Below are 13,471 nucleotides of genomic sequence, written 5' to 3' on the forward strand. Positions count from 1 at the left end.
CTAACTCGTTAGGCAACCACTTTGCTGGCGGCAGGGTCTTCGGCGGGTACTGGTTCGCGCCGCTTGCCCAGGATGTAGCGCGAACCCCGTTCTTGGCTGAAGTAACTGGTCGTCCAGTTCATGAACACAGCTAGGCGGTTGCGGAAGCCTACTAAGGCAATCAGGTGCACAAATACCCACATCAGCCAGGCAAAGAATCCTTGCGTTTTCCATTCCTTGCCTGCGAGCTTCAGGTCGGCTACGGCATGGTTGCGCCCAATGGTGGCCATGGCGCCCTGGTCGTGATAATGGAAGGGCCGCATTGGCTCGCCGGCTAGCTGGCGCGTTAGGTTCTCGCCGAGCAGTTTGCCTTGCTGGATAGCCGGCTGCGCTACCATGGGGTGCCCCTCGGGATATTCTTCGGTAACCATGGCGGCAATGTCGCCGATGGCGTAAATATTGGAGTAGCCCGCTACCCGGTTGTAGACGTCCACTTGGTAGCGGTTGCCTTTGCGGATACTCTCGGGCCGGATACCCTCAATGGGTGCGCCGGCCACGCCCGCAGCCCAAATCAAGGTGCGGGTAATTAGCTTTTCGCCGGTGTTGAGCGTAACGGTGTAGCCGTCGTACGACTTCACTCGCCGTTCGAGCAGCACCTTCACCCCAAAGTTCTCGAGGTACTCCTGCGCCTTTTGCGCAGCTTCCTTGGACATGCCCTTGAGCAGCGAATCGCCGCTTTGAATCAGGCAGATGTCCATCTGCCGGAAGTCGATATCCCGGTAGTCTTTGGGGAAAATGTGCTTGCGCAGCTCACTTAAAGCACCAGCCACTTCCACACCGGTAGGGCCGCCGCCCACAATCACAAAGTCGAGCAGGCTGTTGAGCTGCTCCTGGTCGTCGACCTGCAGGGCTTTTTCGAAGTTGGAAAGCACGGTGTTGCGCAGCTCTACTGCGTCTTCCACACTCTTGATGGCCACGGAGTTCCGCGCCATTTGCTCGTCGCCGAAGTAGTTGGTGGTGGCGCCGGTAGCAATAACCAGGTGGTCGTAGTGAATTAAGCCAATCGAGGTTTTCAAGATCTGCGCGGCGGTATCCACGTGGAGCACCTCGGCCATGCGGAAGCTAAGGTTTTCTTGGTCTTTGAGAATCTTGCGAAACGGCGAGATAATAGCCGATGCTTCCAGGCCGGCCGTAGCCACTTGGTACATCAGGGGCTGAAAGGTGTGGTAGTTCTGCTTGTCTACCAGCACCACTTGCATGTTGGTGTTGCGCAGGGCTTTGGCGAGCTCTAAGCCGCCGAAGCCGCCTCCCACAATTACCACCCGGGGTTTGCCAACGTGTTCTATTTTGGCTAGTTCTTCCATTGAGCTGCGCATTAGTTGCTGTTTCATACTTAACAGCTAGCAGAATAGTTGTTTGAAACCGGCCGGCAGTTTTCTGCGCCGACCTTTCAGCTAACTACTCCTCGCAAGTACAAAACGGTGCATAAGGTACGGGGTCAGGTTGCTTTTCAAACTATAGCTTGGCAGCAACTCCACCGCCTGACTGCTATGCGTGGTGTTTTGGGTTAACTACTAGGGGGTTAGGAAGAGGCAAAAACAGCAGACTTACGGCCATTGGTTTTTTCAAAGCTCAACTGTTTATCTTTGCCTTCGCCGCACCAGCTCAATCGTGTTTGCTGGTTTGTAAGGGCAGTGTATGCAGCTTCAACCAGTTCTTGCTACCGAGGGGATTGCCATTAGTTTTGATTTCAGCAACCAATGGCTATATGTTGATTGGCAAGGGGAACACAACCAAGAAAGTTCACAGAACGCCTGCATGCTAATGCTGGAGGCTCTACGGGCATGGCCTTGTCACAAAATCCTTAACGATAATTCCAATATCACCCGTACTACCGTGGAGCTGTCGTTGTGGGGCGCCTGGTGGCTGGAGGAAATGCTCCGGGCTGGGTTGCAGCATATTGCGTGGGTTTTCCCGCGCGACTTTGTTGCCCGGCAAGCTTCCGAAACCGTCCTGTCGAGTATTGAGCGCCCCGTCATTGGCACTTTCGATGACGTGGCATCGGCTTATATATGGCTGCAACAGCAGCACCCAGGGCTGCACTAAGTTGGTGTGAGGAAAGGGCGGCAGAAGAAGAGTAATTGCTGGCCAGCCCTGATTTCATATTGATTCAACAGCAAGTAATTCAGGTAGATCCAAGCTGGATCTGGGGTGCAGATTTACGCGTTATGTGACCAACAACGGTTCTACTTTCGTACTTTAAGGTACACCATTCCCACCTTGTGCCGTGCGAAACTTGTTGCTTGTTTGCTTCTGCTGTTGCTGCCTCTGTTTGCCGGCAGCAGCCCAACTACCGCCCACTCCCCGGCAGCTGTATCCTGGCTTGTTTGAGGCCGTGCAGCTAGGCCGGATATTTCCCGATAATAAAACGTTCGTGGACATGGTGCCCCGCCGCGATACGCCCGCCCGCATCGTGGCGGACTATGAGCAGCAACGCACCCAGCCGGGCTTCAACCTGGCAACCTTCGTGAAGGATCGTTTCCAGCTGCCTACCACCGATACCACCACCTACCGCAGCAACATAGCGACGGGCCTGCGCCTGCACCTCGATACGCTGTGGCGGGTGCTCCAACGCCGCCCCCTCGATTCGGTGTCTCGGTATTCGTCGTTGCTGCTGCTGCCGCGGCCGTACTTGGTGCCGGGCGGGCGGTTCCGGGAGGTGTACTACTGGGACTCGTACTTCACGATGCTTGGTTTGCGCGAAGCCCACCGGACTACCCTGATCCGCAACATGACCGACAACTTTGCCTACCTGCTCAACCGCTACGGCTTCATCCCCAACGGCAACCGCACCTACTACCTTACCCGCTCGCAGCCCCCGTTTTTTTCGTTGATGGTGCAGTTGCTGGCTCAGGAGCAAGGCGACTCGGTGTTGGTGCGATACCAGCCGCAACTATTGCGCGAGTATGCCTACTGGATGGCCGGTGCCGACTCGCTGAAACCCGGCACCGCTACGCGCCGCGTAATGCGCATGCCCGGCGGTGAACTGCTGAACCGGTATTGGGACGAAAGTACCGAGCCGCGCGAGGAATCGTATGGCATTGATGTGGATGCGGCCCGCAAAACCACCCGCCCGCCCTCACAGTTTTACCGCGACGTTCGGGCCGCGGCGGCTTCCGGTTGGGACTTTAGCACCCGTTGGTTTGGCGCCGACGGTACGTTGGGCTCTATCCGCACCACCGAGCTAGTGCCTGTTGATTTGAACTGCTTGATGCTGGCGCTGGAAGAAACGCTGGCCCGCTCTTATACCGCACAAGGTCAGAGCAGTGCGGCTCGTACTTGGCTACAGAAAGCCAAGCAACGCCGCAATGCCATTCAGCGCTACCACTGGAACAAAGCCGTTGGGTGGTTCACCGACTACGATTTCACGCAGAAGCGCCCTGCTGCTATTCGCACCTTGGCAGGAGTGTTTCCGCTGGCTTTTGGGGTGGCTACTGCGCGCCAAGCCAGCCAAGTGGCGGCTGGTCTCAAAGCTGATTTCCTGAAAGACGGCGGACTGCTTACTACCCTCAACACTAGTGGGCAGCAGTGGGACTCGCCTAACGCCTGGGCGCCGCTACAGTACATGGCCGTACAGGGCCTCACCCGCTACAACCAAAAGCCGCTTGCTGATACGGTTACCGTCCGCTGGGTGCGCCTGAACACACGCGTGTTTCAGCAAACCGGTAAGCTGCTAGAGAAATACAACGTTACCAATACGCACTTGCCCGCTGGGGGCGGCGAGTATCCTCTGCAGGACGGCTTCGGCTGGACTAATGGCGTGCTACTCAATCTGCTCAACCGCTCTGCCCGTCCGCAGCCCAACAACCAGTAGGTCTGGCAGCTAGGGCTGCGTGAGTAGCATAGGTTAGCTTTTTATCCTTGCCACCTGTAGAAAGCTGAAGCTGGTTCCTTTACAGCCCGGTTATCAAATAACTGAGAGGAGAGCATTACGAAAGCTATGGCCGAATTACCTGCGCCTCATCAACCCGAAAACCCGGCCCCCGATCCGTGGGCAACGCTAAAAGCCCATACGGCTGCTCGCATAGCGCTGGGCCGCACCGGTACCAGCGTGCCCTTGCGCGAGGCGCTGGCTTTTCGGTTGGCGCATGCACACGCCCGCGACGCTGTGTACTCCGCCTTAGCCCCCGACAAGCTACTCGCAGACTTAGCGCCCTTGCAGTTGCCTATTTTGCAAGTCCATAGCAAAGCCCACGATCGGCAAGAATATTTGCAACGCCCCGACCTGGGCCGGCAACTACACGATGATGCTCGGGAGGTATTGCAAGAACACGGCATTCAAGACCACGATGTGGCTATTGTGCTAGCTGACGGGTTATCAGCAGAAGCGGTGAACGCACACGCCGTACCGCTGCTGCAACGCCTGCTGCCAAAGCTGCAACAGGCGGGGTTTCAGGTAGCGCCGCTTGTGCTAGCAGTGCAGGCCCGCGTAGCCATTGGTGACGAAGTAGGTCAGCTACTGCGGGCGCAACTCGTCTTGATCCTGATTGGGGAGCGGCCCGGCCTCAGCTCGCCCGACAGCCTAGGCGCTTATTTCACGTATCGCCCCCGGCCCGGCCTAACCGATGAAGCGCGCAACTGCGTTTCCAACATTCGCCCCGAAGGCCTCAACTACGATCTGGCAGCAGACCGGCTCTTTTTTCTTATAAGCGAATCGCTCCGACGCCAGCTGTCCGGCGTCCAACTGAAAGACGACACCCTGTTGCTCACGCAGTAATGAGTGTTGGTATTGGCTTCGTTTTTAAAACCAGCATGGCTTTGTCAGCAACCAGTTGATTGACTTTTAGCTACCGGGAGTTGTTGGTGCTGGTAGTTTTATAGAGGTACCAACCTTTCGCAATGGGCTTGACGACAATCAGCCGGTCGGGGTTCATCTTGGGTACGTCCGCGGCTTTGGGTTGGTACAGAAGTCCAACGGTGTTGTCGATGCGGCCCCCAATGATGAACTCGATGCAGGAGTTGCAGTCAGTGTCTTGCTGCGTGACGCGGCTGATGTAGAGCTTGCGGAGCAAGGTGCGCACTTCCGGGTCGGTGTTGGCGGCTTCTTCGTTGGCCGTCGCCGTGTCGGCGGAGAGGTACTTGCGCGTCTGGACTAGGCGGAGGGCTTTCTGGAAATCCCCCTGGTGGTGCGTGAAATGGTCGATGATGTCGGCGTCGGCGCCAATCCAGAGCTTGAGGTTGCCTACCGTAAAGTCGTGGTCGGCGTCGGGGTGCTTCTGGTTGTATTGGGCTATTTCGGTAGGCGGCATGGTGGTGAGCAGCTTCAGCATGGGGGGCCCGAGCTGCGTCATCGACAAGCTCCGGATGGCTTGCAGCTTCCAGGCATCATCTTCTTTGGCAAAGTGGAGGTAGAAGTCGTTGCGGCTCAAGGAGTCACGGAGCTCCACCGCTACTACGGCGGTGCTAGCGCCCTGTTGTATCAGCTCACAGCTGCGTTGTAGGCGGGCCGGAATCTGCTGGCCAAGCGTTTGGTTTTTGGCTTGCTGCTCGGCTTCGCAGCACAGATGTTCCTTCATTTCGGGCCAACCGTCCTTGTCCACAAATTCGCGGGCAATTTGCAGAGGCTCTAATGGCAGACTCGCTAGTACTGCCTGCGGTAAGCACAGTAGAAGGAAAAAGAAAAAACGCTTCATCGAATAAGCCAAAACAACTGTCTAATAGCCTGTAAACGCAGCATGCTAACTTCCAAGGTAAGCAGAATGCTGGTATTGGCGCGCTTGCTGATGAGGTCGATGGATTCAGGAAAAGACCCTCAATCCAACCAACACCGTGCGCTTAAGCACAACCGTAATAAGGGCCGAGTGCCCGTGCTAGGGTCTTTGCGCTTGAGTTGTGATGCTGCTGCGCCAATACATTTTATCCAACACCGCATCCGTGCTATTAACTCCCTAAGAGGTAAATCCTCTCGGCGCGGTGCTTTCTGGCAACGTTGCCGACATCGATTGCGCAAAGAAATGTGCCTGCTACGGTCCTTGCGGCTTGCTATTTCAGTAATATCAAGCTGCACTTATGGGACCGTCAGCGGCTTGCTGCCCTGTTTGGCTTCTACTTTTTACTTGCGCTATCAGTCCGCTGTTATGTCTTTTGTTTCTGTGTTTCGCCGCGCGTATCGGGGTTATTATCTATCGGCTATAGTGGTTGGCTTGGGAGGCGTGGCAATAATGGGAGCCGGTCCGGTGGCGGCACCGCCGGTAGCATTTCCGGGTGCAGAAGGAGCAGGCCGTTATACCTCCGGTGGCCGTGGCTCGGTGGCCGTGCCAACTACCGTTTTCGAAGTCACCAACCTCAAGGACGACGACCAGCCGGGCAGCTTGCGCTACGCGTTAACCAAAGCAGCTGCGGCGCGCACCATCGTGTTTCGGGTGTCGGGTACTATTCACCTGGCTTCGCCGCTCACCATCAGCAAGTCCAACACCACCATTGCCGGGCAAACGGCACCTGGCGACGGTATTTGTTTAGCGGATTATCCGGTGAGTTTGAAGGCCAACAACGTTGTTATCCGGTTTGTGCGCTTCCGCATGGGCGACAAAAATCAGAACAAGGGGCAGGTAGATGGGGCCGGTGGCGACGATGCATTCGGCGGGATGCGCAACAGCCGCGTCATCATAGACCATTGCACCATGAGCTGGTCGACGGACGAGTGCTTTTCGGTGTACGAAGGCGACAGCACCACCTTGCAGTGGAACCTAATTAGTGAGCCGCTCAACTATTCCTACCACTTCGAAACCGGCGACAAAGATTTCGAGCAGCATGGTTTTGGGGGCATCTGGGGCGGGCAACACGCCACCATGCACCACAACCTGTTTGCGAGCTGCAAAAACCGCACGCCCCGCTTCAATGGTAGCCGCTACACCCATGCCGCCGACTACGAAAACGTGGATTTCCGCAACAACGTGCTCTACAATTGGGGCGAAAACAATGTGTACGCGGGAGAAGGCGGCAACTACAACCTAGTCAATAACTACTACAAGCACGGCCCCTCCACCAAAGACAACGTGAAGGCGCGGGTATTGAATCCTTACAAGCTTGAGAAAGGTGCCAACCCGCTGCCCTACGGCAAGTTCTACCTCGCCGGCAACTACGTGGACGCCAGCGCCGATGTAACCCGCCACAACTGGCTCGGCGTGACCATGAACGGCGGTACTGCTGCCGATACAGTGCAGGCCAAAGCCACTGTACCTTTCGACTTAGGCCCCGTAACCACCCAAACCGCCGCCGAAGCTTACAAAGCGGTGTTGCAGCATGTTGGGGCCAGCCTGCCCAAGCGCGATACGCTCGACCAGCGTATTATTCGCAACGTGGTCAACCGCACTGGCCGCATCATTGATGTGCAGGGCGGCTATCCACACGGAACGCCGTACACTATTTCCCAAAAAGCGTGGCCAACCTTGGCTTCAAAGCCAGCTCCCACCGATACCGACCACGATGGGATGCCCGACGCCTGGGAAACCAAGCAGCGCCTCAACCCCAAGGATGCTGCCGACCGCGCCAAACTAGATGCAAGCGGCTACACGATGTTGGAGGTCTATTTGAACAGCCTCGCCACGCCAGTTGCCGCTGCCAAGTAAGGACGAGGCTGGCTTTGTGTGAGGCGTTGTGTTTCCTTTGCACAAGTTCAGTTTTCAACTGGCACCTCTCTCCCGCCGGAGACATAGGATCTGGTACACTGAGGTCAAAAGCAGTTAAACTTCCTGCCGTTAGCTTTCCGGTGCTACCAATTCAGCTCTTACCTCTAATTCTGTTACTTCCCGCACTTCGCCGGGCGCTAAATCTGCCAGACAGATGCTGCCGATGCGCATCCGCACCAGCCGCAAGGTGGGAAATCCAACGGCGGCCGTCATCTTGCGCACCTGGCGGAACTTGCCTTCCGTGACGGTGATGCTTACCCAACTGGTTGGGCCGTGGCGGTCGGAGCGGATATGGCGGGTACGGGGCGGTATGTTGGGCGGTGCCGTCAGGCGGTAGGCGGCGCAGGGAAGGGTTTGGTATTTGCCATCGGAAAGGCCAATTTCTACTCCTTGCTGAAGTTGCGTTACGGCTTCGTCGGTGATGAGGCCATCTACCTGGGCGTAGTACTCCTTCTCTACATCTTTGCGCCGAATTACCTCACTCACGCTGCCATCAGTGGTGAGCAGGAGCAGACCTTCGCTGTGCTCATCGAGACGGCCAATGGACATGGTGCCCTCGGGGAAATCGTGCAGCTCACCTAGGAAACGCTTCTTGCGAGCTTCGCGGGCGTTGTTGCTCATGAACTGGCTGAGGTAGCCGTAGGGCTTATGAACAAGGAAATGACGATGGAGCATGAGCAGGGTCAACAAGCCAACTAAGCAACAGCTGCCTGTGTGCAGCCAAAGAGCCCAAAGGTACGAAGGCTTATGCCGCCCGCTTGTTGGAATTGGTCTTCGGCATGCTGCTAGCCCTTAGCCAATGCAGAAACACGGTCATATAAGCAGCTCGGAGTACAGCTCTATTCTAGCGTGAACAGGAAAGAGCCTCCTCCTTGCTTGAGAAGCATCTCGTGGCGAGCCGGGGCAAATTCCATCCGGACGCCAGCGCCATCGAACGTGAAAGCATCTTTGCCTACTGGGGTGAGCGGAAAAGGCATCTGCCCGGTGGGTTGCGCTTGTAGCGTATTTCCCGTCGCTGACACTGTGATTTTCAAGGGGATTTTGGTGCTGGTGTAAGTACCTGCGTATTGGGCAAGCTCGGCCGCCGAAAGCTTGATGGCCGAAGCCTTGAAGTCGGGAATGCGGTAGGGAGCACCGAAGTAGGTGTTGAGCACTCCTATCATAATATCGTTCAAGGGGTAAGCTTGGCCGTTGCTGGAATAAGCGACGGCCAGCTTTTCGTCGGGGAAATACGCCAGCATTGTCGAAAACTCGTCGATACCACCGTTGTGACCATACGCGCGCTTGTTGCCTATCGGGAACTGAATCAGGCCGTAGCCATAGCCATCAGTAATGGTTTTCATCTGGTTCAAGCTTTTTTCTGATACCAGCTTACCGGTGAATAGGGCTTCAACGAAACGGGCTAAATCGGTAGGCGTTGACACAACGGCACCAGCGCCGCCAGGGATGCTCATGTCGGTTTCGGTGGAGGGTTGCCAAGTAGCGACGAAGCGGTAAGAGAAACTTTCGTGGCGCTTCGGGTCTATTTTGCCACCGTAGTAGGTGTCTTTTAGCTTGGCTTTAGTGGCAATACGCTGTTGCAGCGCCTGATTGAAGGTTTGCTTGGTCGTTTTCTCGATAATGTAGCCTAGCAGCACATAGTTGGAGTTGCTGTACGCAAACTTGGCGTTGGGCTCGAAATCGGGCTTGCTCTGCCCAATAAGCTTCACCATCTCGGCTTGCGTTTGGGGCTGCGTGAGGTAGGTCAGGTAAGCAGCGTCGCTAGTGAAGTTGTGCAGGCCGCTGCGTTGGTTGAGCAAATTGCCAACAGTAATGGTCTTGGCATTGGGCAACTCCGGAAAGTACGTGGCCAGCGGCGTGGTCAAGGCCAATTTGCCTTCGTCGATAAGCTGGAAAACCATGGTAGCCGTGAACATCTTCGAGACTGAGCCGATCCGGTAGCGCGTGGCGGTGGTGGCCGGCGTTTTGGTAGTAGCACCAATGCTCTCGTACCCAATGGCCCGGCTATACACCACGTTGCCGTTTTGCGAGAGAGTCAGGCTGCCCATGGCTTTGTCGTGGGTGGCTAGGGCCGTGAACAAGCTGTCGAGCTTGGCTTTGTTCAGAGTTTGGGCGGAACTACTGTGGCATAAGCCGCTTAGAAGCAGCAACAGGAAGCCAGCGTATTTCTTGGTAAGCATAGCGAGAAGTAGTAGAAGCGTAAAGGTTTAAAGCGTGTATCGTCAGAGCTTTCGCTGCATTACAACTTATTGGGCGATGCGTTCTTGTTGCTGAGAATTGCTGTCCAATGGCTTGATTACCAAAATTTCGCATTGCAACTAATGGCCAGAGTTACTTTTTGAAATAAGCCAGCAGTTCGGCTTTGTAGGAACTGCCAATCGGAATCAGGGTAGCGTCCAGCAACTGCACATGGTCGGGCTGGAGCAGGCGAATGTGGGCAGCGGCTACAATAAAAGAGCGATGCACCCGCAGGTAGCTCGGGCCAAGAACTTCCACCATTTCTTTCATGGTTTGGTGGAGCAAGTAGGTCTTGGTGGCCGTCATCAGCTTCACGTAGTCTTTGCAGCCTTCCACGTACACAATGTCGCGGTGCGGCACTTTGAGCAGGCCTTGGCGCTCCTTCACCAGCAAGTGCTTTTCGGCAGTGGTGTCGGCTGGCGGCACCGGTTGCAAGGCGGGCAGGCGCGAAATGGCCTTCACGAACCGCTCGTATGAAAATGGCTTGAGCAGGTAATCCAGCACATCGAGTTCGTAACCCTCGTAGGCATACTCGCGGTAGGCCGTCGTCAGGATGGTTTTGGGTGGGTTACGCAGGTTCTTCAGGAAGTCGAGGCCAGTCATCAAGGGCATTTCGATGTCCAGAAACAGCAAGTCCACCGGCTGCTGCGCCAGGTGCTCGTAGGCTTCCATGGCGTTGCGGCATTTGCCCGTGAGCGTAAGCCCCGGCGTCTGGCCGATAAACTGCGAAAGTACCTGGTGGGCCAGCGGCTCATCATCTACAATCAGGCAACGAACGGGAGCAGGCGTGGTGGTCATACGTGTATTGTAGAGAGTGTGAAGCGAGGTAATGTGGACATGGCGCAGCTACTTAATCTGTAGTGTCAGTTCGGCGCGGTAACGGCCGGCGTGCTCGGTGAGGTGCAGCTCGTGCGTGCCAGGGTAATAGAGGTTGAGGCGCTGCCGGATGTTCTGGAGGCCGATGCCGCCGCTACGTTTGGTGGTAGTGGCCGGGGCTGCGGGCAGCATGTCGTTTTCGATGAGGAAGTGCAGGCGGCCCGGCTGGCTGCTGAGGGTGGCGTGCACGCTGGCTTGGTCGGAGTAGTGGTGTCGGCCGTGCTTGAAGCTGTTCTCCACCAGGGGTAGCAGTAGCAGCGGGGGAACTTGCGTGCCAGTAGTTGAGCCAATGGTAGTTAGCTGGATGTGGGCACCAGGATATTTGCGCTGCTCCATTTCAAAGTAGTTTTCCAGAAATTCCACTTCCTCCGGCAAGCCGATGTACTCCTTGCCGCTGTCGTAGAGCACGTATCGCATCAGCTCGGAAAGCAGTAGGATAAAGCGCGGGGTTTCTGGTGAGTTAACTAAGCTTAGGCCGTAGATACTGTTGAGGGTGTTGAACAGAAAGTGCGGTTGCAGCTGACTTTTTAGCTGCTCTAGTTGCAGCGCCAAGTGGTCCTTTTCGAGGTGCCGCCGCCGGTATTCCTGCTCGAAGGCCAACCGGACAAACGCCACGCAGCTGAAGGCCAGCAAATCGGTGAACAGCAGCCCGATATAGGTATTGCGCAAGGCCAGCAGCTGCGCCGCCGCCTCAGTATAGGTGTGGTGGTAGAAATCAGCCAACAGTGGCGGATTGGCCATAAACTGGAACAGCCAGCTAGCCACGGCCACATTCAGCTTGATGCCCCACCACATGTATAGCACCGAGCCCACGCCTAGCAGCGCGTAGCGCCGCTGCCGAATCAGCAACGGTACTAGCCCGCGGTAATACGGTAGCACGTACAGCGTCGCCAGCAATGCAAACAGAATCAACTGCGGGTAGGGAAAATTAGCCTGCGCGGTAGGCTTGGGCCGCACGGCCTCCATGTACACGTCGTACTTGTAGAGACCCACATAGAGGCCCCAAATCAGGATTTCGAAGACGAACGGGAAACGACTGGGCCGGTCGGCAGAGGTGGTTTGCATGGCAGCAAGTTCATGGTTTTTCCTGCTGCCCGCCGCCTCATGGTGCGGCTATTTCGACTAAACGGGTGGTTTTTTCGACCAAAAATCCGCGGTCCGCAACTCGTCGTTGCCAAGCCGGGCTTGGTCTAATAACTCTTCAATCCAGCTCGGGAAGCCAGTTGCTTTGTGTCGTTGCCGGTCGCTATTCGACGGCCTTACTAGACACTCACTTGCTTTCCTATCATGAAAAAGATCTTCCGCTCCCTGCTGGCCACGGCCCTGCTGGCCACTGCTACGCTAGCCACCCACGCTCAACCTACTGCCGCCCCTGCTGCTCCAGCAGCCGCCGACACGGCGCTTATCACCCTCGATGCCCGTTTGATTAACCCCGTCAGTACACAAAGCTACGAGGCGTTCCGGGCAGCAGTGCAGCCCCTGGTCAAGCAAATGGCGGGCAAAAAGGTGGTGGCCATGGGCGAAGGCACCCACGGCACGGCCGAGTTCTACAAGCTTCGGTTCTGGCTCACCCGCATTCTGATGGAGGAGCATGGCTTCACGCAGGTGGCTCTGGAAAACGACTACACCGACACTTATCAGCTCAACGAAGCATTGCGGCAGCCCAACGCCGCCGTGGCGCCCCTAATGAGAGCCCACCTGTACAGCATCTGGCAAAACCAGGAAACAGCCGAACTGCTAACCTGGCTGCAAACCCACAACCGCACGCATCGTCGGCAGTTGGCGCTACGCGGCATCGATGCTGCGTACGTGATGCCCGAAGCGCTGGCCCTTAATGCCTTAGCCGCCCGCTACCCCAAGGCCGGCTTGCAAACGCTCACCGCGCAGCTAACCAAAGCCGCTCAACTTCAGGATTCTGTGTGGGCCGGCATCAATACGAAAGGCTATAAAATGCCTCGAAAGCGGTGGCTATCGAGCGGTCTAGAAGGCTACTACGTGGCCGAAAAAATTCAGAAAGCGCTGCCTGCTGCCCGAATGCCTCGTCGGCAGCGGGAACTTGCGAAAGGACTTGTACTGGATGCGAAAATGGCTTTTGATGTGTTTTACCAATTCACCATCAACAAGCGTGACTCTTCCCGCGACAGTTTGATGGCGGAGATGACCAAGTTTCTGGTACGGGGCAAAAACAACAAAGTGATTGTATGGGCGCATGATGCGCACGTATCGCGCAAGATTGCCATGGCCGAAGACCCCGGCAACGGCGGGGGCACAGGAGCGTTTCTGGAACGGATGTTCCCTGGTCAGTATTTCGTGCTTGGCACTAGTACCGCTACGGGCACCTTTGCCGCCACCACCGATGGGCACATCACGCGCACTAGTCCGATGGCCAGCTATCCGCTCGAAAAACCTTTGGCCGGTTCTTGGGAAGCTACACTAGGTGCCGTAAGTGCCCCGGTTTTCTTTCTGCAAACCCAGCAGCTCGGAGTGCAAAACTTGAAGCGCCCCCACCGTTTCGTCGGCTACAGCCCCCAAAGCGGTAAGGATACTTACTCGCAGTTCAAGCTCACAGAAGCCTACGACGCTCTGCTTTTCGTGCGCCAAACTACGGCCGCTACTCCCCTCCGCTAGTGCGCATTTCATACTTTTTATTCTCGTGTTGAATTCGCTAAAACAGAAAGCGGCGGTTGCTC

11 protein-coding genes are annotated in these 13,471 nt (G+C 56.3%); 5 read left to right on the top strand and 6 right to left on the bottom strand.

What is annotated here, in order from left to right; all coding sequences use genetic code 11:
* Positions 1-8 precede the first annotated feature (8 nt).
* Entirely contained in the window at positions 9-1,370 is a 1,362-nt protein-coding gene (locus P1X16_RS15405; RefSeq protein ID WP_277230769.1) for an NAD(P)/FAD-dependent oxidoreductase, read from the bottom strand.
* A 433-nt stretch (positions 1,371-1,803) separates the two neighbouring features.
* Between P1X16_RS15405 and P1X16_RS15410 the strand changes: the two genes are divergently transcribed.
* The 3 genes from P1X16_RS15410 to eutC all read left to right on the top strand — a co-directional run bounded on the left by P1X16_RS15410 (position 1,804) and on the right by eutC (position 4,756).
* A complete protein-coding gene (locus P1X16_RS15410; RefSeq protein ID WP_277230772.1) occupies positions 1,804-2,085 on the top strand; it encodes a hypothetical protein in 282 nt (93 codons plus the stop codon).
* A gap of 181 nt (positions 2,086-2,266) precedes the next feature.
* Positions 2,267-3,853, top strand: a complete 1,587-nt coding sequence (gene treF / locus P1X16_RS15415) for an alpha,alpha-trehalase TreF (RefSeq protein ID WP_277230776.1) — start codon at positions 2,267-2,269, stop codon at positions 3,851-3,853.
* 126 nt (positions 3,854-3,979) lie between these two features.
* Positions 3,980-4,756, top strand: a complete 777-nt coding sequence (eutC, locus tag P1X16_RS15420) for an ethanolamine ammonia-lyase subunit EutC (RefSeq protein WP_277230779.1) — start codon at positions 3,980-3,982, stop codon at positions 4,754-4,756.
* A gap of 70 nt (positions 4,757-4,826) precedes the next feature.
* Here eutC and P1X16_RS15425 read toward each other — a convergent pair whose 3' ends face one another.
* On the bottom strand, positions 4,827-5,672 hold the full coding sequence (locus P1X16_RS15425) for a hypothetical protein (protein ID WP_277230782.1): 846 nt from the start codon (positions 5,670-5,672) through the stop codon (positions 4,827-4,829).
* A gap of 444 nt (positions 5,673-6,116) precedes the next feature.
* On the opposite strand from P1X16_RS15425, the gene P1X16_RS15430 reads away from it, so the two are divergent.
* A complete protein-coding gene (locus tag P1X16_RS15430; protein WP_277230785.1) occupies positions 6,117-7,607 on the top strand; it encodes a pectate lyase in 1,491 nt (496 codons plus the stop codon).
* A gap of 129 nt (positions 7,608-7,736) precedes the next feature.
* Here the strand turns inward: P1X16_RS15430 and P1X16_RS15435 are convergent, their stop codons facing one another.
* The 4 genes from P1X16_RS15435 to P1X16_RS15450 all read right to left on the bottom strand — a co-directional run bounded on the left by P1X16_RS15435 (position 7,737) and on the right by P1X16_RS15450 (position 11,846).
* Positions 7,737-8,342, bottom strand: a complete 606-nt coding sequence (locus P1X16_RS15435; RefSeq protein WP_277230788.1) for a pseudouridine synthase — start codon at positions 8,340-8,342, stop codon at positions 7,737-7,739.
* A gap of 164 nt (positions 8,343-8,506) precedes the next feature.
* Positions 8,507-9,847 (bottom strand): serine hydrolase domain-containing protein, encoded by a 1,341-nt coding sequence (locus P1X16_RS15440; RefSeq protein ID WP_277230791.1) that lies wholly within the window; start codon positions 9,845-9,847, stop codon positions 8,507-8,509.
* A gap of 151 nt (positions 9,848-9,998) precedes the next feature.
* Positions 9,999-10,703: a LytTR family DNA-binding domain-containing protein gene (locus tag P1X16_RS15445; protein ID WP_277230793.1), complete on the bottom strand. Its 705-nt coding sequence runs from the start codon at positions 10,701-10,703 to the stop codon at positions 9,999-10,001.
* Positions 10,704-10,751: 48 nt separating this feature from the next.
* Positions 10,752-11,846: a sensor histidine kinase gene (locus P1X16_RS15450; protein ID WP_277230795.1), complete on the bottom strand. Its 1,095-nt coding sequence runs from the start codon at positions 11,844-11,846 to the stop codon at positions 10,752-10,754.
* A 222-nt stretch (positions 11,847-12,068) separates the two neighbouring features.
* Between P1X16_RS15450 and P1X16_RS15455 the strand changes: the two genes are divergently transcribed.
* Positions 12,069-13,409, top strand: a complete 1,341-nt coding sequence (locus P1X16_RS15455) for an erythromycin esterase family protein (protein ID WP_277230799.1) — start codon at positions 12,069-12,071, stop codon at positions 13,407-13,409.
* The last annotated feature ends 62 nt before the right edge of the window (positions 13,410-13,471 follow it).

The sequence above is a fragment of the Hymenobacter sp. YC55 genome (assembly GCF_029433095.1).
Lineage (GTDB): Bacteria > Bacteroidota > Bacteroidia > Cytophagales > Hymenobacteraceae > Hymenobacter.